The following is a 20,070-nucleotide window of genomic DNA, read 5'->3' as shown; positions in this document are numbered from 1 at the left end:
TGATGGATTTTTCACAGAGGTTACAGCAGCTTTCTACTCATGCTGATGCATTAACCCAGTTTGGGCGTGGACTTGAACGAGAGTCACTTCGAATTACTGCTGACAGGCATTTATCCCAACAACCTCATCCCGTGGCATTAGGCTCTGCGCTAACCAATAAGTGGATCACAACTGATTTTGCCGAATCATTGTTGGAATTTATTACACCAGTATCAACCGACGTTGATCAGTTGTTATGGCAACTTGAAGATATCCATAAATTTGCCTTAAGTAAAATGGATGGTGAGCGTTTATGGCCAATGTCGATGCCATGCTTTGTTGGCTCACAAGATGACATTACCTTAGCGCAATACGGTTCATCGAATACCGGACGAATGAAAACGCTTTACCGCGAAGGTTTAAAGCATCGCTATGGTAGCGTAATGCAGATCATCTCCGGTGTTCACTTTAACTTCTCATTTTCAGATAGTTTTTGGGATGGTTTATTGGGTGAGCAAACACTAGAGCAACGTCAAGCATCGGTGTCGGATGCATACTTTGGTTTGATCCGTAATTACTATCGTTTCGGTTGGTTAATTCCTTATTTATTTGGGGCGTCTCCTGCACTTTGTGGCTCTTTTATTAAAGACGACAAAGTGAAGGAATCATTTAGCAAAGTGGGTACAGGTACCTATTACTTAGAGAATGCAACAGCATTACGTTTAAGTGATTTAGGCTACACCAATAATGCGCAAAGCTCGCTGAAAATTGGTTTTAATAGCCTTGAACAGTACCTAGAAGGCTTAAATAAAGCGATTCATACTCCGTCAAAAGAGTTTGCTGACATTGGTGTGGTTGTTAATGGTGAACGTCGTCAGCTAAACAGCAATGTACTACAAATTGAAAATGAGCTTTATGCGCCAATTCGCGCTAAACGAGTAACGAAAAGTGGTGAAAAACCGTCAGAAGCACTAAAGCGTGGTGGTGTTGAGTATATCGAAGTTCGTTCGTTAGATGTAAACCCATTTAGCCCGATTGGCATCAGTGAAGATCAGGTACGTTTCCTTGATTTATTCCTAACGTGGGCGGTATTAACACCATCTGCTGATATGGATGATAGTGAGCTTGCTTGTTGGCGTGATAACTGGAACCGTGTTGTGGTTGACGGTCGTAACCCAGAATTGATGCTTAAGATCGGCTGTGCTGGTGAGCGTTTAAGCTTGCAAGATTGGGGGGCGCGTGTCTTTGCTGAATTGGAGCAAGTCGCGAAAACTATTGATGAGCTAAACGGTAATACTCTTTACCAACAAACATGCGAGCGTTTATTAGGTTGGATCCATCATCCTGAACGTACACTATCAGCGCAATTGCTTGAGCAAATTAAAGCGGATCAAGGTATTGGTAATCTTGGCTATAAGTTAGCAGCGCAACATGCAGAAAGCTTAAAAGCACAAAAATTCCGTTTTTATGATGCCAATACATTTGAACAAGAAGCACATCATTCGGTAGAAAAACAGCAACAGATCGAACATGATGACACCGTATCATTTGATGATTATCTCGATAATTACTTTGCCGATATTCATGTTGGCATGTAAAGAGTAACAACAAAAGAGTGTCTTCTTTCAAACAAATAAAAGCTGGGAGCCGGATGGTTCCAGCTTATTATTTTTAGTTTTTATTGATAGATACATTTTACATGGATGATGAAACCTCTTCTTTAGCTACTGTTAACCTCTATCCCTATATAATGTATTACTTGGTAAACGTCTTTAATGGAATGTGAGTGATATATGCAGCGATCTCTTCGTTTATTTTTGTTGTTCGGAATAACCCTCATTGTTTCAGGGTGTGCTTCTGCACCACCACGAGACCAATCGAATATTTGTAATATTTTTCGTCAATATCCGAGTTGGTATGATGATGCCGTTGATATGCAAAAAGAGTGGGGGACGCCCATCAATGTGGCGATGGCGATCATTAAACAAGAAAGCAGCTTCCGTCATGATGCTGAGCCACCGAAAAATTATGTACTCGGCTTTATTCCATGGGGACGTGTAAGCAGTGCTTATGGTTACGCACAAGCGCAAGATCCTGCATGGGAGGATTTTCAAAAGCACACAGGTCATGGCGGCTCACGTACTGATTTCGGCGATTCATTACAATTTGTTGGTTGGTATACCCATGAAACACAACGTCAGTTAGGGATTTCTAAATGGGATGCTTATCGTCAGTACTTGGCTTATCACGAAGGTCGAGGTGGGTTTAAGCGTGGAACATATTGGAAAAAGCCATGGCTAACCAAGGTTGCGCGTAAAGTAGAGCAGCAATCAAAGAACTATGGTTGGCAGTTAAAGCAGTGCCGTAAAGAATTAGAAAGTAATAGAAGCTGGTGGTTTTAGACTGTAACAAGTTGCGAATACAGAAAAAGTACCAATAATTGAATAAGTCAGGATTGACGTGCAAGGAGAAGCAAATAATGCCATTACTCGATAGTTTTACTGTTGATCATACTAAAATGAATGCGCCAGCAGTACGTGTTGCAAAGACCATGCAAACACCAAAAGGCGATACCATTACGGTGTTTGATTTACGTTTTTGTCGTCCAAACGTTGATATTTTAAGTGAGCGTGGAATTCATACTCTTGAGCATCTTTATGCTGGTTTTATGCGTGCGCACCTTAATTCAAATAATGTCGAAATTATCGATATCTCGCCGATGGGATGTCGCACTGGTTTCTACATGAGCTTAATCGGCACACCGACTGAAGAAGTAGTTGCTGCAAGCTGGCAAGCGGCAATGGAAGATGTGTTGAAAGTGGAATCACAAAATCAAATTCCAGAGCTGAATGAATACCAGTGTGGAACCTATGACATGCACTCATTAGATGAAGCGAAGCAAATTGCTCAAACGATCTTAGCGCAAGGGATCTCTGTTAACTTAAATAATGAGTTGGCACTCCCAGAAACGATGCTACAAGAGCTAACAGTAAAATAAGTCTATGGGTAAACAACTGAGAATAAAAAGCCGACATCATGTCGGCTTTTTTATGTATTATTACGGATTGTCGGGTAATACCTTGATCAACTTGATCATATTGTCGGATACTTCCACTATTTCCATTTTATGATCAGCAATAATTATACTGACCTGATTTTCTGGAATGTATTCTAAGTGTTCTAAGATCAAACCATTTAAGGTTCTAGGGCCATCAGTTGGCAGTTTCCAATTTAGGCTCTTATTCAAATCGCGAATGTTGGCACTGCCTTCAATCATCAAGCTACCGTCACTTTGCGCAGTGATCTCTTCTGCTAATGTTGGTGTGATAGACGTTGTAAATTCTCCTACGATTTCTTCAAGAATATCTTCTACCGTGATTAAGCCTTGGATATCACCGTACTCATCGACGATCAAACCAATACGCTCTTTATTTCGTTGGAATTTCAAAAGCTGGGTGTTCAGTGGGGTACCTTCTGGAATGAAATAGACTTCATCAGCCGCACGTAATAGGTTTTCTTTACTGAAATCGTTTTTGTCCATCATCAGGCGGTAGGCTTCACGTACACGTAACATACCAACCACTTCATCAATATTGTCACGGTAAAGTACGATACGACCATGCGCTGAATGGCTTAGTTGGCGGACTATTGATTTCCAATCATCATTAACGTTAATGGCTGCGATCTCACTGCGCGGTACCATTAAGTCTTCCACTGTGACATTTTCTAAATCAAGAATCGATAACAGCATATCTTGGTGACGACGAGGGATTAAGCCGCCGGCTTCGTTAACAACGGTACGCAATTCTTCTGAGCTCAATTTAGATGAACTGTTATTACTGCTCTTTAATCCTAAAATGAAAAGAAACGCACTGGTGATCCCATTAACAAACCACACTAATGGGTAAAGCACTTTCATTAAAATGTTTAAGATGATGCTGCTGGCATAAGAGACACGTTCAGGATAGAGCGCAGCTACCGTCTTAGGAGTTACTTCTGCAAAGACAAGGATTAAAATAGTCAGTGCACCTGTTGCAATCGCCACACCAGCATCGCCATAAAGGCGCATACCAAGAATAGTCGCAATCGCTGATGCTAAAATATTAACTAAATTATTACCGATCAGAATTAGGCCAATTAAGCGATCTGTACGAGACAGTAGTTTCTCGACACGTTTAGCTCCTTTATGGCCTTGGTTGGCCATGTGGCGTAGTTTGTAGCGATTTAGTGCCATCATGCCTGTTTCTGAGCTGGAGAAATAAGCTGATAGAACGATCATTAAAATAAGTAGAGAGAATAGTACACCTGTGGAGATCTCGTCCAAAAGTCGTAACCCTTAATGTTTTATGCAAGCTAAAACCCTCGTATAGAGGGCAAAATTATAAGTATTGTAATTATAGAAATATTCTATATAAGATATGATGGGTAATAGTAATTACATGCCAATGATGATTTCTTTCACGAATCGGCTCCCAAAGTAAGCTAGGGTGAGTAGAAATGCACCAACGAGACTGAACCAAATTACCCTGCGTCCACGCCAACCTTTTTGGTAATGTCCCCATAGTAAGACACTGTAAACACCCCAAGCTAATAATGATAGTATCGCTTTATGGGTTTTACCTTGAGCTATGATATCGTTAATAAATAGATAGCCTGTGAGCAAGGTTACGGTTAATAACGCATATCCAACAATAATGATCTTGAAAAGTTGGCGTTCAACCATCATTAATGGAGGAATATTAGGGTTCATTGCTAAGCTCTTTTTATGTTTAAGCTTATGATCAAGCCATGCTAATTGAATAGCATATAGGCTCGCAATTGTAAGGGTTGAATATGAGAACAAAGCAAGAGAAATATGCAGTAATACTTGCGGATGTGCTTCTAAATGGGTAATAAAAGCACCGGGCAATAAAGCTGAAGCCGCTAAATTAATAGCAGCAAAACTGTATATGACGGGCAATAAAAACCAAATCCGCATTTTTAACATTGCTACTGTAGTCAAGCAGGCAATAATTACGCTGATTAACGAAGCAACGTTAAGAATACTGAGGTTTTGTCCTGCACCTGCAAAGATAAGATCTTTAAGCAGTAGGATATGAAAAATAATTGCCATACAGGCTGCGGCAAAAACAGGGGTAACTTTTATGCCGTTATTGTTAGCAAGTCCTGGAATAACCAGCAACAGTGCAATGAGATAAAAGCCAACTGCTGGAATAGCAAGTAACATATCCATAATAAATGAGATAGCTCCGTAGTAACTAATGGCTATTTTATAAGGTTTTAGAGATGCAATTATACCTTGCTCAAACCTTCACCGCCAACGTAATACCTAAAAGTGACAGAGGATTACATGAAAACGAAGGTTTTTTTACGGTATACTTGTACCAATTTTAGTGATTTTGCAATTTTAATTGAGTTGCGTAACGAGCGAGTAGCACCACATGTTCGAAAATTTAACCGAGCGTTTATCGCGAACGCTTAAAAATGTCAGCGGCCGTGGTCGCCTTACGGATGACAACATCAAGGATACTTTGCGTGAAGTGCGCATGGCATTACTCGAGGCTGATGTTGCGCTGCCCGTTGTTCGTGAATTCGTTAAGCGTGTAAAAGAGCGCGCTGTTGGTACTGAAGTATCAAAAAGTTTAACGCCAGGTCAAGAATTCATCAAAATCGTTCAAGCTGAACTTGAAGCGGTGATGGGTGAAGAAAACGAAGGCTTGGATTTAAGTTGCCAACCGCCAGCAGTTATTTTAATGGCAGGTTTACAAGGTGCAGGTAAAACAACCAGCGTCGGTAAATTAGGTAAGCTATTAAAAGAGCGTGATAGTAAAAAAGTATTGGTTGTTTCTGCCGACGTATACCGTCCAGCGGCAATCAAGCAGCTTGAGACGCTAGCGGGTGATGTTGGTATTGATTTCTTCCCATCAAACGTAGAGCAGAAACCTGTCGAGATCGCAAAAGCGGCGCTTGAGCACGGTAAGCTTAAATTCTACGATGTGGTGATTGTCGATACAGCGGGTCGTCTTCACGTTGATGAAGAGATGATGGATGAAATTAAAGACGTCCATAAAACATTAAATCCTGTTGAGACATTGTTCGTGGTTGATGCCATGACAGGTCAAGATGCGGCAAACACAGCTAAAGCCTTTAATGATGCATTGCCACTAACGGGTGTGATCTTAACCAAGGTGGATGGTGATGCCCGTGGTGGTGCTGCGTTATCAGTACGTCATATTACCGGTAAGCCAATTAAATTTTTAGGTGTTGGTGAAAAAACTGATGCGCTAGAGCCGTTCCATCCAAACCGTGTTGCTTCTCGTATCTTAGGTATGGGTGACGTTCTTTCTTTAATCGAAGATTTAGAACGTAACGTTGATAAGCAAGAAGCGGAAAAACTGGCGAAGAAATTCAAAGACAAAAAAGGCTTCGATTTAGAAGACTTCCGTAGCCAGCTTCAACAAATGAAAAACATGGGCGGTATGATGGGAATGCTTGATAAGCTTCCGGGTATGTCACAACTACCGTCTGATGTGAAAGATAAAGTGGACGATAAAGTGTTCGTTCAAATGGAAGCTATCATTAATTCAATGACCAAAGGCGAGCGTGCGCATCCTGAACTTATCAAAGGTTCACGTAAAAAGCGTATTGCTGCAGGTTCAGGTACACAAGTACAAGATGTGAACCGTTTATTGAAGCAATTTACCCAAATGCAGAAGATGATGAAGAAAATGCAAAAGGGTGGAATGAAGAATATGATGCGCCAAATGAAGGGTATGATGCCTGGTGGCGGAATGTTCCCTGGACGCTAATCCCATAATTTTAAAAGATTTTAAAGTCGATTGGTTATTTTACTGGCGAAAAAGTAACTAAAGCAGTTGCATTCGTCGTTCTAAAGAGTAAAATTCCGAGGCTTTATTTTGGCACGGGCCCCGTTTTTTAAGCGGGGCCAATTTAATTTACAGTAATGCAAAGAGGACGATATGGTAACCATTCGTTTGGCACGTCACGGCGCTAAGAAGCGTCCATTCTATCAAATCGTTGTTGCTGACTCACGTTGTTCACGTGACGGTCGTAACATCGAGCAAATCGGTTTCTTCAACCCACTAGCTAAGGGTCAAGAAGAGCGTCTACGTTTAGACCTAGATCGCGTAAACCACTGGGTAGGTCAAGGCGCTTCTGTGACTGACCGCGCAGCAAAACTAATCAAAGATGCAGCGAAAGCAGCTTAATTTGATTATTAAGGTAGAAGAGAAACGATGAGCAATAAAAACCAAGACCACATTATTGTCGGTAAACTGGGTGCCACCTACGGTATCAAGGGTTGGCTCAAAGTTTTTTCCTACACCGAACAATCTGAAAGCATTTTCTCTTACACCCCTTGGCTTATTAAAGTTAAAGGTGAGTGGAAAGAGATCCATGTTGAATCATGGAAACGCCATGGCCAAGGTCTGGTGGCTAAGCTAGAAGGTATGGATATCCGCGAGGATGCCCAAGTTTTCACTAACGCTGAAGTCGCTGTATTGGCTGAGCAATTACCAGCATTGTCAGATGAAGAATTCTACTGGCGTGAGTTGTTTGGTATGTCTGTATTCACTACCGAAGGTTACGACCTAGGTAAGGTGACAGACATCCTGGAAACAGGTTCAAACGACGTGTTAGTTGTTAAGGCGAATTTAAAAGATGCTTTCGGGCAGAAGGAACGATTAATTCCGTTCCTCGATGAGCAGGTCATCAAGTTGATTGATCGCACTGCTCAGCGGATCGAAGTTGACTGGGATCCTGAGTTTTAACCTCCGGTAATAAGGTGAGTAACATGTGGGTTGGTGTAATCAGCCTTTTTCCTGAAATGTTCTCTTCCATTACCAATTTTGGGGTAACAGGCCAGGCGGTAAAAAAAGGCCTTTTGACTGTTGATACGTGGAATCCTCGTGATTTTACGCTCGACAAACATCGTACGGTAGATGATCGACCATACGGTGGTGGACCGGGTATGTTGATGATGGTACAGCCTTTGCGCGATGCCATTCACACTGCCAAACAGTCTGCAAAAGGTAAGGCTAAAGTAATCTACCTTTCCCCTCAGGGCCGTAAGCTGGATCAGGCTGGTGTTGAGGAGTTAGCGCAAAATGAGAATCTGATTCTTATTTGTGGTCGCTATGAAGGGGTTGATGAGCGCATTATCCAACAAGAGGTAGACGAAGAATGGTCTATCGGCGATTTTGTGTTAACGGGTGGTGAACTACCTGCTATGACGTTGGTGGATGCAGTTGTTCGGTTTGTTCCGGGTGTACTGGGAGACTTTGCGTCAGCAGAAGAAGATTCTTTTGCAAATGGCTTGCTAGATTGTCCTCATTACACAAGACCAGAATTGTTGGACGGGCAGGAAGTACCTTCGGTATTAATGTCTGGCAATCATAAAGAGATTAGTCGCTGGCGATTAAAACAATCGCTAGGCCGTACATGGCTAAGAAGACCAGAGCTCCTGGAAAACCTAGCTCTGACTGACGATCAGGAATTCTTGCTAGCGGAATTTATCCGCGAACATAAAGCAAGCATTTAATTAATTTAGTATCAGTTTATTCTAGGGTATATACCAAATGAGTAACATCATTAAAGCTCTTGAGCAAGAGCAACTAAAAACAGACCTACCGACTTTCGCACCAGGTGACACTGTTGTTGTTCAAGTTAAGGTAAAAGAAGGTGACCGTGAGCGTCTACAGGCTTTTGAAGGCGTTGTAATCGCAATCCGTAACCGTGGTCTACATTCTGCATTTACTGTTCGTAAGATTTCGAACGGTGAAGGTGTTGAGCGTGCGTTCCAAACTCACTCTCCAGTAGTTGACAGCATTACTGTTAAACGTCGTGGTGCAGTACGTCGTGCCAAGTTGTACTACCTACGTGAGCGTTCTGGTAAATCAGCACGTATCCGTGAGAAGCTATCTAAGTAATAGCTTTAAACGCTTGACGTTTAATCGAAAGCCCACCGAAAGGTGGGCTTTTTTATATCTGTAAATTATCAATTGGGTAGCTTTAGGGGGAATGAGTATTTAAACAGATGAAAAGCGTTGTATATTTACTGAACAGACTCTAATTAAATATAATGTTTGCACTATTGTGCTAGGTTAAATTGAGAACATATTGTATAAAATTCATAGCGAGTTAGAGGCTGAATAACACTACGTTTTTTTGCTTCTCAAAACTCCTCGATTTGATAACCAAGGAAAAGTTATGAAAGTACTTCCTCTTTTGACTCTCTCTTCTGTTGTGCTTCTATCTGGCTGTGTCACACAGTCCTCTTTAATCAGCAAAGGAAACTTTGAACAGCTCGGTTTCTATGACGGTGCTGGTGGTCGAATTGCGCTAACAACTACACAACTTGATAAAATCTCAGATAAATATGACGCGATGGAAACACCTAATCATCAAGAGTATCTGCAAGGTTATAATAAAGGTCGTGATAATTACTGCTCTATTGAACATGTATTGCAGCTAGGTGAGCAAGGAAAAGTGAATTGGGGAATTTGTGAATATCGTCGTGAGGTCCCACTTTTTAAAGCTAAATGGCAGCAAGGGTTTGAACGCTATGGGACAATGGAGCCACGCTTTTAAGTAAATACGCTCATTTAAAGCAACTATTATTATTTTAAATAACGTTTAAGCTAGCGATAAAAGTGTTTTTCTTATACAAAACACCACCTGTAAATATTTATTTACAGGTGGTGTTTTTTATTTACACCACTATTGCAATAGGTCATCAAGACTTGTTATGTTTGTTGGCACAATGTTACTAATGGATATAGTGATAACGAAACAGGGATTGTGTTTCGCGCTAACGAATCAATGACAAGGATGCCACTATGCAAAAAGACCAACTCAATAACGTTCATATCGAAGATGAATCTGTTCTCATTACGCCAGCAAAGTTGAAACAAGACTTATCTGCCTCTAAACAAGCGTTGTCTTTTGTGGAGCAATCACGTCAAACCATCGCCGATATTATTCATAAGCGCGATCATCGTTTATTGGTCGTGTGTGGACCTTGTTCGATTCATGATGTTGAGCAAGCAAAAGCTTATGGGCAGAAGTTAAAGCAGTTGGCAGAAGAGCTTAGCGATCAACTCTATATTGTGATGCGAGTCTATTTTGAAAAACCACGCACTACAGTTGGATGGAAAGGCTTAATTAACGACCCGTACATTAATGGTTCATTTGCTGTTGAAGAAGGTTTGCATATTGGCCGTCAGCTATTAATTGACTTAGTTGAAGAGGGCATTCCTTTAGCGACCGAAGCACTTGATCCGATTAGTCCGCAATATTTAGGTGATTTATTTAGTTGGGCAGCCATTGGTGCACGTACGACGGAATCACAAACCCACCGTGAAATGGCAAGTGGGCTATCAATGCCAGTAGGCTTTAAAAATGGTACTGATGGTAGCCTGGCAACAGCGATTAATGCGATGCAAGCGGCAGCGTCAGGTCATAAATTTATGGGAATTAACCCTGATGGACAAGTTGCACTGCTAAATACGGAAGGTAACCCTGACGGTCATGTTATTTTACGTGGTGGTAAGCAAACTAATTACGATTCAGTGTCAGTTAGAGAGTGTGAAAACGAGATGGTCGGATCAGGTCTTTCACCAGCCTTAATGGTAGACTGTAGCCATGCTAATTCTCGTAAAGATTATCGTCGCCAACCTTTGGTAGCTGAAGATGTAATTCATCAGATCCGAGAAGGAAATCAGTCTATTATAGGGTTGATGATCGAAAGCCATCTTGATGAAGGGAACCAGAGTGCCGATCTTCCTCGAGATGAAATGAAGTACGGCGTATCGATAACTGATGCATGTATTAGTTGGGACACCACCGAGAAATTATTGCGTCAGGCACATAAGGAATTGGTGCCGTTCTTACAAGATCGAATTAAATAATTACGGATAAAAAGAAATCATGGTTGCTGAGTTAAGCAAATTAAGAGATCAAATTGATGATGTAGATCGTCAAATGGTTGAGTTATTGGCTCAACGACTCGCGTTAGTTGAGCAGGTCGGCGTCGTTAAAAGTCAGCATGGCTTACCGATCTATGCCCCAGATCGTGAAGCGGCAATGTTGGCATCTCGTCGCGAAGAGGCGGAACGTCAAGGGGTTCCTGCGGATCTTATCGAAGATGTACTTCGTCGAACGATGCGTGAATCTTATTCGAGTGAAAACGATTCTGGTTTTAAATGTTTAAATCCACAATTGCGACCAATTGTTATTGTTGGTGGCCATGGACAGTTAGGTAAATTGTTTTGTCGTCTGTTTGAACTGTCGGGTTACCAAGTTAAAACATTAGGTAGCCAAGATTGGGATCGTGCCGATGAAATATTGCATGATGCAGGTATGGTCGTTGTTTCTGTTCCTATCCATTTAACAGAGATGGTGATTGCGAAACTCGATAATTTACCTAAAGACTGTTTACTTGCTGACTTAACATCGATTAAAAGTGGTCCATTACAAGCGATGTTAGAAGTGCATAAAGGCCCTGTAGTTGGGTTACACCCAATGTTTGGTCCTGATATTCCAAGCCTTGCGAAACAGGTTATTGTGTATTGTGATGGGCGAAATCCAGAAAGCTACCAATGGCTGTTGGAGCAGTTTCAAATTTGGGGCGCAACGCTAAATCGTATTAGTGCGATTGAGCACGATCAGGGGATGACTTTGATCCAAGCATTACGTCACTTTACGTCGTTTGTTTACGGTGTTCATCTTGCAGAAGAAGATCCTAAGCTAGAGCAGTTAATGTCGTTAAGCTCACCTATCTATCGCTTAGAACTCGCGATGGTTGGGCGTCTATTTGCTCAAGATGCGCAATTGTACGGTGACATTATTATGTCGGCACCACAGAATATTGCGATGATCAAACGTTTCCATCAGCGCTTTGGTGAAGCGATTGAAATGCTAGATGCTCAAGACAAAGATGCGTTTAAACAAGCCTTTGGTCAGGTATCAGGATGGTTTGGCGATTACGCTGAACATTTTTTAGCAGAGAGCCAGGGACTGCTTAGGCAGGCGAACGATTCAACTCACCGTAAATCGTAGTTAATTTTCTGATAGTTCAAAATAAAAGAGCCCGTTGTGTCATTATTACTCGAAAGAGAATGTCATAACGGGCTTTTTGTTATTCGTACTTTTTTTAGTCGAGGAGCTCAACTTCTGTTGGCGCGACATTTTCACTTGGATAACAGCCTAATACTTTAATAAAGCGAGTTAGGCGGGTGAGTTCTTCTAGCGCTTGTTGCATCACGTCTGATTTAAGATTGACCTCAACATCCACATAGAACATTTCTTCCCATGGGTTGCCAATAACAGGGCGTGATTCCAGCTTACTCATATTGATATTAAGATTTCTCAGCACCAGTAAACATTCAACCAATGAACCTGCTTTTTGTGCTGTCGACATAATTAAAGTGGTTTTTGCTGGGATCAAGGATGTTACATCAACAGGTTTACGTGCTACGACAATAAAGCGGGTGAAGTTTTCTTGCTGATTGGCAATATCTGATTTAATGGAGGTTAAACCATACAATTCGCCGCTAGATGCATTACCAATAGCTGCAACATTCGGTTGTTTTAGCTCTGCAACTTGCTCCATCGCTTCAGCGGTACTTGAACAATATTCTTGTTTTATGCTCCCCATACTATGAAGGAACTCGCTACATTGTTGGTGTGGCTGTGGATGAGAATACAAGGTATCAATATGTTCAAGTTTCGTATCGACAGCTGTAAGTAGGCAATGTTCGATAGGTTGGGTTATCTCGCCCACAATAGAAAGACTTGTGTGTTGTAATAAATCATACACTTCATTGATTGAGCCTGAGCTGGTATTTTCAATTGGTAAGACACCATAATCAGCATTACCTGTTTCTACAGTATTGAAAATATCGCGAAAAGTAGAACAACTCAGCTCAACTAGATCGGTTTGTTTACGGCTAAAATAATTTCGGCTAGCTAAGTAAGAGTATGAGCCTTTAGCACCAAGAAAAGCGACACGAGCAGTTGGATTCGCACTATCTGGGTTGGCGAGTTTTTGTAGGTAAGCCTGTTGAAATAATACGGAGTCTTCAATTATGGTATGGAAGATCTGCGTAACATATTGAGCATCTAATTGATGACGCTTGCCACTTTCTATCAGTTTTAAAAGTAATTCGTGTTCACGTGTTTGATCGCGTACAGGTTTTGCGGTGCTAATTTTACTTTTAGCCACCTCTAAACTAAGCGCTCTTCGCTCTGCCAGTAGTTCAAGTAAAGCGTTATCAATACGACTGACATTTTGACGAATGTCATCGAGAGAATAGCGAGTATCGGTCATTGGCGTCCCTATCTGATTTCCGAGTATAGCGATAGCTTATATCGTTGTTTACCTTTCATATCATGCTAATGTGAACTGATATGAAAGAGTTGATGAATAGATAAGCTTTGATGATATAAGCGAATTGGTCATTTTTTATCTTTAGCCACATTATGCAGCACACTATTTATTGTCAAGTAGATTAGTGGCTAGTGCTAAGAATGGAAATAATAAGGGAAGATCCCTATTGTTATGTTGAGATAATCAGAACAGTATTGCTTAAAACAAACAGCCCCGCATAAGCGGGGCTGTTTTAAAAATCCTTATGATATTCTAGTATGCGTCGTCTAACTCAACTTCATCTAGCTCTACTTCGTCTTCAGCCACTTCTGGCTTTTCACTATGGCTCGCACGACGAGCATTAGGTTTGTGAGCTTGTTTTTTCAACTGTCGGTCAAGCTTTTGGTAAAGCTCTGTAATCGCACCAAACAGGTCGTCATGCTCTGCAGAAGCAACGAGTTGTCCTCCAGCAATGTTTACTGCAGCCTCGACTTTAAATTGCTTGCTTGGCTCTTTGCTAATCACAACATGTTTTTTGATTAGCGGCACCTGAAGTTTTTCTAACTTATTGAACTTAAATTCAAAACGCTCACGGATAGCCGGGGTGATATCGATGTTTTTACCAGTGATTTCTAATGTCATAATTATCTTCCTCGTTTGCTACCCTTCGTTGGGTTGAATTCAGATTACTAAATCTAGAACTTAATATTGTGACTTATGTCACATTATGGCCTTTAATAATTATCAGCAAAAAAATCTGTGATCATCTTGGGTTTGTAGCAAAAAAGTTTATAAAAAGTACTTGAGGTGAGAATAATATTTAAGGCAGTATGAAGGAAGGTGAAATGCTGGTGGCTAGTGCTAACTAGGGGTTTTATATAATAATTTTAATGCGATGAGTGTTTTTTAGCCATCGTAACTAGTCAGTGTAGCGATAAAAATCATTAATTAATGTTAAAATTTAAACACTATTTTAAATATAAAAAATGGCAGCTTATTTTTAAGCTGCCATTTTTTTATGAAATAAAGTGCACTACTGGTTAGTTGGCTGGGTTTAATTTCATTAATTTATCGGTGCGTTCAACTTCTTTTTGCAAGTTCAGCTTTTCATAAGCTGTTTTTTCCAGCGCTAATGATTGGCGTGCAGCTTCCGTATCAGGGTATAAACGTTGTACTTGCTGACAACGGTTAATTGCTGCAATCCATGCTCCACGACGAATATAGAAATCCGCAGTAGCTAAATCATAATTCGCTAAACGGTTTTTCAAAAAGATCATACGTGCTTTAGCATCTGCACCATATTCACTTTCAGGGTAACGCTCTAAAAGGTATTTAAAATCCTTGAAGGCTTGGCGTGATGGTGTTGGATCACGGTCAAATCGATTGATATTAAACATATCATGCATAAAGCTACGATCTTGAGCCATATGTGTTAAACCACTCATATACACAACCCAGTCAGCTTGTGGATTATCAGGGTTTAAACGTAAAAAGCGTTCAATCGTTGCTTCACCTAGTGCTAAATCATCACTTTTATAGTAAGCATAAATAAGATCTAGCTGTACTTGATCGGAATAAGCACCAAATGGGTAACGTGAATCTAGCGCTTCCAATTGTTCGATAGCCGATGTCCAATTTCCCTTTTGCAAAGCGGTCTGTGCTGATGCATATAAGTTTGATGGTGGCACATCTGGTATTACTTCTTCTTTACTCGAACAGCCTGAAAGAAGGGCTACGGCAAGAAGAGTCGTGATTGTCAGGCGTTTCATTGCGGCGTTAGTTTCCTTGATAAAAATTTTATTTTGCTCGATCCATTACGGTTAGAGCCGTTAACAGATACAATGACACTATATAGGTTACATCAAGCATAGTTTAAAGCTTGGTCCATTTTACGCAGCGTATGACAATTAGTCTCACGCTTTTTTAAAAAGTTCGCTATGGCACAGCAAATAGAATTGACAAACACAGTTGGTGAAAACCAATTAGGCATGCGCCTGGATCAGGTTATTGCTCAATTATATCCAGATTATTCGCGTTCGCGCATTAAAGATTGGATTTTAAACGGTATGGTTTCAGTGAATGGCGATGTCGTCAAGAAACCTCGTGAAAAAATGATGGGTGGCGAAGAGCTATTTATCCAAGCTGAGATCGAAGATGAAGTGCGTTGGGTTGCACAGGATATTCCTCTCGACATCGTTTACGAAGATGATGACATTCTTGTTATCAATAAACCACGTGACTTTGTTGTTCACCCAGGCGCGGGTACGCCAGATGGTACGGTTCTGAATGCATTGCTGCATCATTGCCCATCTCTGGCTGAAGTTCCACGTGCGGGTATCGTTCACCGATTGGATAAAGATACTACCGGTTTAATGGTGGTTGCTAAAACGATTCAAGCACAAACGCGTTTAGTTCGTGCACTACAAAAGCGTAAGATTACGCGTGAGTATGAAGCGTTAGCTATCGGTCAGATGACAGGTGGTGGCACGATTGAAAAGCCAATTGGTCGCCACTCAACTAAGCGTATCTGTATGGCAGTACATGAAATGGGTAAAGATGCGATCACCCATTACCGTGTTGCTGAACGTTTCCGTGAACATACACGTATTGTATTACGTCTTGAAACGGGCCGTACGCACCAGATCCGTGTTCATATGTCATACATGAGCCACCCTTTAATTGGTGACGTGATTTATGGTGGTCGTCCTCGTCCGCCACGTGACGCATCTCCTGAATTTATTCAGGCACTGCGTGCGTTTGATCGACAAGCACTGCATGCACGTATGCTGCGATTAGATCACCCGATCACCGGTGAGAAGATGGAATGGCATGCACCGCTACCAATTGATATGGTGGCAATGATTGATATTTTGCGTAAAGACACGCAAGAAAATAACGAAGACGATTATTAATGAAAGTCATTATTCCTAACTGGCCAGCCTCGAAACATGTGCACGCGATAAGTACGACCCGTTTAGGTGGTGTTAGTGCAGCTCCATATCATGAATTGAATTTAGGGCTACATGTTGGGGATGATGAAGCTGTTGTTAATCAAAACCGTGAATTGTTGAAACAACATTGTGGTCTTGTGGATTCTCCTGCGTGGTTGAATCAAATCCACAGTGCTGATGTGATTGAGCTTAATGCTGAACTTTCATCAGTACCAGATGCTGATGGTAGCTTTACTCGTTCTCCGGGATTAGCCTGTGCCATCATGACTGCTGACTGTTTACCTGTTTTATTTTGCGATAAGCAAGGAACAGAAGTTGCTGCGGTTCATGCCGGATGGCGAGGACTGGCTACAGGTGTGATTGAGCACGCAGTGGAAAAATTTCACTGTAACGCAGCCGATATTATGGCGTGGTTAGGTCCAGCTATTGGGCCTAACGCATTTGAGGTCGGTGGTGAAGTGCGAGAACAATTTATGGCTGCCGATCCGAATGCCGAATGTGCTTTTATTCCGCATGGTGAGAAATGGTTGGCTGATTTGTATTTACTAGCAAAGCAGCGTTTGAATCGATTAGGTATCACAGCTGTTTATGGTGGAGAGTATTGTACTTTTACTGATGAACAGCAGTTTTATTCCTATCGACGACAAGCGGTAACAGGTCGTCAGGCCTCATTGATTTGGTTAGCGGATAACAAATAGCACGTAATTGGTTAACGTCGTTAATTATTGCTAAGCGAGTGATCTTCATAAAGATCGCTCGCTTTTTTTTTGCAGCATTATATTGCGATTTATAGAGTTGAAAAATACCTGTTAAGTATCCATATATATAGCATTAGTTTATTTATATTTATTGGGAGAACTTATGCGTCTTGACCGATTCACCAGCAAATTTCAATCGGCAATATCTGATGCTCAGTCGCTGGCTCTAGGACGAGACCATCAGTATATCGAGCCTGCACACCTTATGGTGGCTTTGCTTAATCAAGATGGTAGTACCGTGCGTCCGTTGCTCACCCTTTTGAACATCGATATTACCCAGTTACGTTCACGCTTAGCTGAACTATTAGATCGCATGCCTAAAGTAACAGGTATTGGTGGTGAAGTTCAGCTTTCACATGGTATGGGCGTACTGCTTAATATGTGCGATAAGTTGGCACAAAAGCGGAAAGATAAATTTATTTCTTCTGAGCTGTTTATTTTAGCGGCAGCTGAAGATAAAGGCCCATTGGGTGAGTTATTTAAAGAATTAGGTTTAACGGCGAAAAATATTGAACAAGCGATTGATCAAGTTCGTGGTGGACAAAAAGTCGATGATCCTAATGCTGAAGAAAATCGCCAAGCTCTAGAGAAGTACACGATCGATTTAACCGAACGTGCAGAGCAGGGCAAATTAGATCCTGTTATCGGTCGTGACGATGAAATTCGCCGTACTATTCAAGTATTGCAACGCCGTACCAAAAATAACCCAGTGATCATCGGTGAGCCAGGGGTTGGTAAAACAGCCATCGTTGAAGGATTAGCACAACGTATTGTTAACGGTGAAGTACCTGAAGGCTTGCGTGATAAGCGTGTCCTTTCTCTCGATATGGGCTCATTGATTGCGGGTGCAAAATTCCGTGGTGAATTTGAAGAGCGCTTAAAAGCGGTACTTAACGAATTATCGCAAGAAGATGGCCGTGTGATTTTGTTCATCGATGAAATTCACACTATGGTTGGTGCGGGTAAAGGCGAAGGCTCAATGGATGCCGGTAACATGCTAAAACCTGCATTGGCACGTGGTGAGCTTCATTGTGTCGGTGCTACAACATTAGATGAATACCGTCAGTATATTGAGAAAGATGCGGCACTTGAACGTCGTTTCCAAAAAGTGCTGGTGGATGAACCTAGTGTTGAAGATACCATTGCAATTCTTCGTGGTTTGAAAGAGCGTTACGAGCTTCATCACCATGTAGAAATTACCGATCCTGCGATTGTAGCAGCAGCAACATTGTCACATCGTTATATTTCAGATCGTCAGTTACCTGATAAAGCAATTGATCTTATTGATGAAGCGGCATCAAGCATTCGTATGCAGATTGATTCAAAGCCCGAATCATTAGATCGTCTTGAGCGTCGTATTATTCAGCTTAAGATTGAACAGCAAGCGCTAGAAAAAGAAGATGATGCCGCAAGTAATAAACGTCTCAGTGATTTGCTTGAAGAGCTAGATCTAAAAGAGCGCGAATATGCAGAGCTTGAAGAAGTGTGGAATGCTGAAAAAGCAGCACTGTCAGGTACTCAACATATTAAAGCAGAGCTTGAACAAGCACGTACTGATGTGGAAATTGCTCGCCGTGCTGGCGATTTAAACCGTATGTCAGAGTTACAATATGGTCGCATTCCTGAGTTAGAGAAGCAGCTAGATCTTGCCGCGCAAGCAGAAATGCAAGAAATGACCTTGTTGAAAAACAAAGTGACTGATACTGAAATTGCCGATGTTTTATCAAAAGCGACAGGTATTCCTGTATCAAAAATGCTTGAAGGTGAGCGTGATAAATTGCTTCGTATGGAAGACGAATTACACCATCGTGTCATTGGTCAAGATGAAGCGGTCGTTGCTGTTGCGAATGCTATTCGTCGTAGCCGTGCAGGTCTTGCTGATCCGCAACGTCCAATTGGCTCTTTCTTATTCTTAGGCCCAACAGGTGTAGGTAAAACAGAGCTCTGTAAATCACTGGCAAACTTTATGTTTGATAGTGAAGAAGCAATGGTTCGAATCGACATGTCCGAGTTTATGGAGAAGCACTCAGTCGCGCGTCTAGTGGGTGCGCCTCCTGGTTACGTCGGTTACGAAGAAGGTGGTTACCTAACAGAAGCGGTTCGTCGTCGTCCATATTCAGTAGTATTACTGGACGAAGTCGAAAAAGCACACCCTGATGTGTTCAATATCTTACTTCAAGTATTAGATGACGGTCGTTTAACTGATGGTCAAGGTCGAACAGTAGATTTCCGTAATACGGTGATCATCATGACATCGAACTTGGGCTCAGATCGTATTCAAGAGCATTTCGGAAACCTTGACTATGAGGGGATCAAAGCACTTGTAATGGAAGTTGTTGGACAACACTTCCGCCCTGAGTTTATTAACCGTGTTGATGAAACCGTTGTGTTCCATCCACTGGGTAAAGAAAATATCAAGAATATTGCAAGTATTCAGCTTGAGCGATTGAAAAAACGCCTTGCTGAAAAAGACTTCCGTCTAGATGTTGAAGACAGTGCGTTAGATATGATTGCTGAAGCTGGATTTGATCCTGTTTATGGTGCGCGTCCATTGAAACGTGCGATACAGCAATATATTGAAAACCCATTAGCGCAAGACTTGTTATCAGGTAAATTTGTTCCGGGTAAAGTGATAACACTGTCTGTGAAAGATGATGTAATTGTTGCTGAGCAAATTTAATTCCTTCATTTAATCACTATGACTAAACGCCCCGCATTGAAGTGGGGCGTTTTTTATCTAATGAAAAGAGTATCTTTAGGTGGATTCTTGATCATTACAAGATGAATTGTTTAAGGATTGTTCAAACGCGCATTTTTCTTTTAAAAAGGGCTTGTCAGCAAAAAATCTCTCCCTATAATGCGAGCTCGCTGACACGGAGCAAGCCATTGGCTAGCAACCAAATCAGTATTGTTCTTTAACAATTTGACCATGCAATCTGTGTGGGCACTCGTTGAAAAGTTAAGTCGAAAGATTTATCAATGATACTAGTGACCA

19 protein-coding genes are annotated in these 20,070 nt (G+C 41.4%); 14 read left to right on the top strand and 5 right to left on the bottom strand.

Going from position 1 to position 20,070, the window contains the following annotated elements:
• The first annotated feature begins 2 nt into the window (after positions 1 to 2).
• The 3 genes from gshA (at position 3) to luxS (ending at position 2,977) form a co-directional block, all read left to right on the top strand.
• Complete coding sequence (gene gshA / locus C9J45_RS20445) at positions 3 to 1,577, top strand: glutamate--cysteine ligase (RefSeq protein WP_107291437.1); 1,575 nt, start codon at positions 3 to 5, stop codon at positions 1,575 to 1,577.
• A 195-nt stretch (positions 1,578 to 1,772) separates the two neighbouring features.
• Entirely contained in the window at positions 1,773 to 2,381 is a 609-nt protein-coding gene (locus tag C9J45_RS20440; protein WP_045084408.1) for a hypothetical protein, read from the top strand.
• Between the two features lie 77 nt (positions 2,382 to 2,458).
• On the top strand, positions 2,459 to 2,977 hold the full coding sequence (luxS, locus tag C9J45_RS20435) for an S-ribosylhomocysteine lyase (RefSeq protein ID WP_107262002.1): 519 nt from the start codon (positions 2,459 to 2,461) through the stop codon (positions 2,975 to 2,977).
• Between the two features lie 60 nt (positions 2,978 to 3,037).
• Here luxS and C9J45_RS20430 read toward each other — a convergent pair whose 3' ends face one another.
• Positions 3,038 to 4,303 (bottom strand): HlyC/CorC family transporter, encoded by a 1,266-nt coding sequence (locus C9J45_RS20430; protein ID WP_107208705.1) that lies wholly within the window; start codon positions 4,301 to 4,303, stop codon positions 3,038 to 3,040.
• A 111-nt stretch (positions 4,304 to 4,414) separates the two neighbouring features.
• The gene (locus C9J45_RS20425; RefSeq protein ID WP_107208706.1) at positions 4,415 to 5,212 is read right to left on the bottom strand and encodes an inner membrane protein YpjD; all 798 of its coding nucleotides are present in this window, start codon (positions 5,210 to 5,212) and stop codon (positions 4,415 to 4,417) included.
• Positions 5,213 to 5,420: 208 nt separating this feature from the next.
• Here C9J45_RS20425 and ffh point away from each other — a divergent pair, with 208 nt between their 5' ends.
• The 8 genes from ffh to tyrA all read left to right on the top strand — a co-directional run bounded on the left by ffh (position 5,421) and on the right by tyrA (position 12,057).
• Entirely contained in the window at positions 5,421 to 6,788 is a 1,368-nt protein-coding gene (gene ffh / locus C9J45_RS20420; protein WP_005371527.1) for a signal recognition particle protein, read from the top strand.
• A 171-nt stretch (positions 6,789 to 6,959) separates the two neighbouring features.
• Positions 6,960 to 7,208 (top strand): 30S ribosomal protein S16, encoded by a 249-nt coding sequence (rpsP, locus tag C9J45_RS20415; RefSeq protein WP_005371529.1) that lies wholly within the window; start codon positions 6,960 to 6,962, stop codon positions 7,206 to 7,208.
• A 27-nt stretch (positions 7,209 to 7,235) separates the two neighbouring features.
• Positions 7,236 to 7,769 (top strand): ribosome maturation factor RimM, encoded by a 534-nt coding sequence (rimM, locus tag C9J45_RS20410; RefSeq protein WP_005371530.1) that lies wholly within the window; start codon positions 7,236 to 7,238, stop codon positions 7,767 to 7,769.
• A gap of 23 nt (positions 7,770 to 7,792) precedes the next feature.
• Positions 7,793 to 8,539: a tRNA (guanosine(37)-N1)-methyltransferase TrmD gene (gene trmD / locus C9J45_RS20405; protein WP_107208707.1), complete on the top strand. Its 747-nt coding sequence runs from the start codon at positions 7,793 to 7,795 to the stop codon at positions 8,537 to 8,539.
• A 37-nt stretch (positions 8,540 to 8,576) separates the two neighbouring features.
• A complete protein-coding gene (rplS, locus tag C9J45_RS20400) occupies positions 8,577 to 8,927 on the top strand; it encodes a 50S ribosomal protein L19 (RefSeq protein ID WP_005371532.1) in 351 nt (116 codons plus the stop codon).
• 280 nt (positions 8,928 to 9,207) lie between these two features.
• Positions 9,208 to 9,588: a DUF2799 domain-containing protein gene (locus C9J45_RS20395; RefSeq protein ID WP_107208708.1), complete on the top strand. Its 381-nt coding sequence runs from the start codon at positions 9,208 to 9,210 to the stop codon at positions 9,586 to 9,588.
• A gap of 248 nt (positions 9,589 to 9,836) precedes the next feature.
• Positions 9,837 to 10,907, top strand: a complete 1,071-nt coding sequence (locus tag C9J45_RS20390; protein WP_107208709.1) for a 3-deoxy-7-phosphoheptulonate synthase — start codon at positions 9,837 to 9,839, stop codon at positions 10,905 to 10,907.
• Between the two features lie 19 nt (positions 10,908 to 10,926).
• Complete coding sequence (gene tyrA, locus C9J45_RS20385; protein WP_107208710.1) at positions 10,927 to 12,057, top strand: bifunctional chorismate mutase/prephenate dehydrogenase; 1,131 nt, start codon at positions 10,927 to 10,929, stop codon at positions 12,055 to 12,057.
• A 94-nt stretch (positions 12,058 to 12,151) separates the two neighbouring features.
• Here tyrA and pheA read toward each other — a convergent pair whose 3' ends face one another.
• The 3 genes from pheA to bamD form a co-directional block, all read right to left on the bottom strand.
• On the bottom strand, positions 12,152 to 13,327 hold the full coding sequence (pheA, locus tag C9J45_RS20380; protein WP_107208711.1) for a prephenate dehydratase: 1,176 nt from the start codon (positions 13,325 to 13,327) through the stop codon (positions 12,152 to 12,154).
• 312 nt (positions 13,328 to 13,639) lie between these two features.
• Positions 13,640 to 14,008, bottom strand: coding sequence for a ribosome hibernation-promoting factor, HPF/YfiA family (gene hpf / locus C9J45_RS20375; protein ID WP_005371540.1), 369 nt, complete (start codon positions 14,006 to 14,008; stop codon positions 13,640 to 13,642).
• A 398-nt stretch (positions 14,009 to 14,406) separates the two neighbouring features.
• Positions 14,407 to 15,135, bottom strand: a complete 729-nt coding sequence (gene bamD, locus C9J45_RS20370; protein WP_107208712.1) for an outer membrane protein assembly factor BamD — start codon at positions 15,133 to 15,135, stop codon at positions 14,407 to 14,409.
• Between the two features lie 168 nt (positions 15,136 to 15,303).
• Here bamD and rluD point away from each other — a divergent pair, with 168 nt between their 5' ends.
• The 3 genes from rluD (at position 15,304) to clpB (ending at position 19,755) form a co-directional block, all read left to right on the top strand.
• Positions 15,304 to 16,278: a 23S rRNA pseudouridine(1911/1915/1917) synthase RluD gene (gene rluD / locus C9J45_RS20365; protein WP_005371544.1), complete on the top strand. Its 975-nt coding sequence runs from the start codon at positions 15,304 to 15,306 to the stop codon at positions 16,276 to 16,278.
• Positions 16,278 to 17,015: a peptidoglycan editing factor PgeF gene (pgeF, locus tag C9J45_RS20360; protein ID WP_107247908.1), complete on the top strand. Its 738-nt coding sequence runs from the start codon at positions 16,278 to 16,280 to the stop codon at positions 17,013 to 17,015. Before rluD ends, pgeF begins: the two co-directional genes overlap by 1 nt.
• A gap of 163 nt (positions 17,016 to 17,178) precedes the next feature.
• Positions 17,179 to 19,755 (top strand): ATP-dependent chaperone ClpB, encoded by a 2,577-nt coding sequence (gene clpB, locus C9J45_RS20355; RefSeq protein WP_107208714.1) that lies wholly within the window; start codon positions 17,179 to 17,181, stop codon positions 19,753 to 19,755.
• Positions 19,756 to 20,070 lie beyond the last annotated feature (315 nt).

It is taken from the genome of Photobacterium sp. GB-1 (assembly GCF_003026165.1).
In the GTDB taxonomy this organism is placed as follows: Bacteria; Pseudomonadota; Gammaproteobacteria; order Enterobacterales; family Vibrionaceae; genus Photobacterium.
The sequence above is the reverse complement of the archived record's forward strand: the minus strand, read 5'-3'. Positions and strand labels throughout refer to the sequence as shown.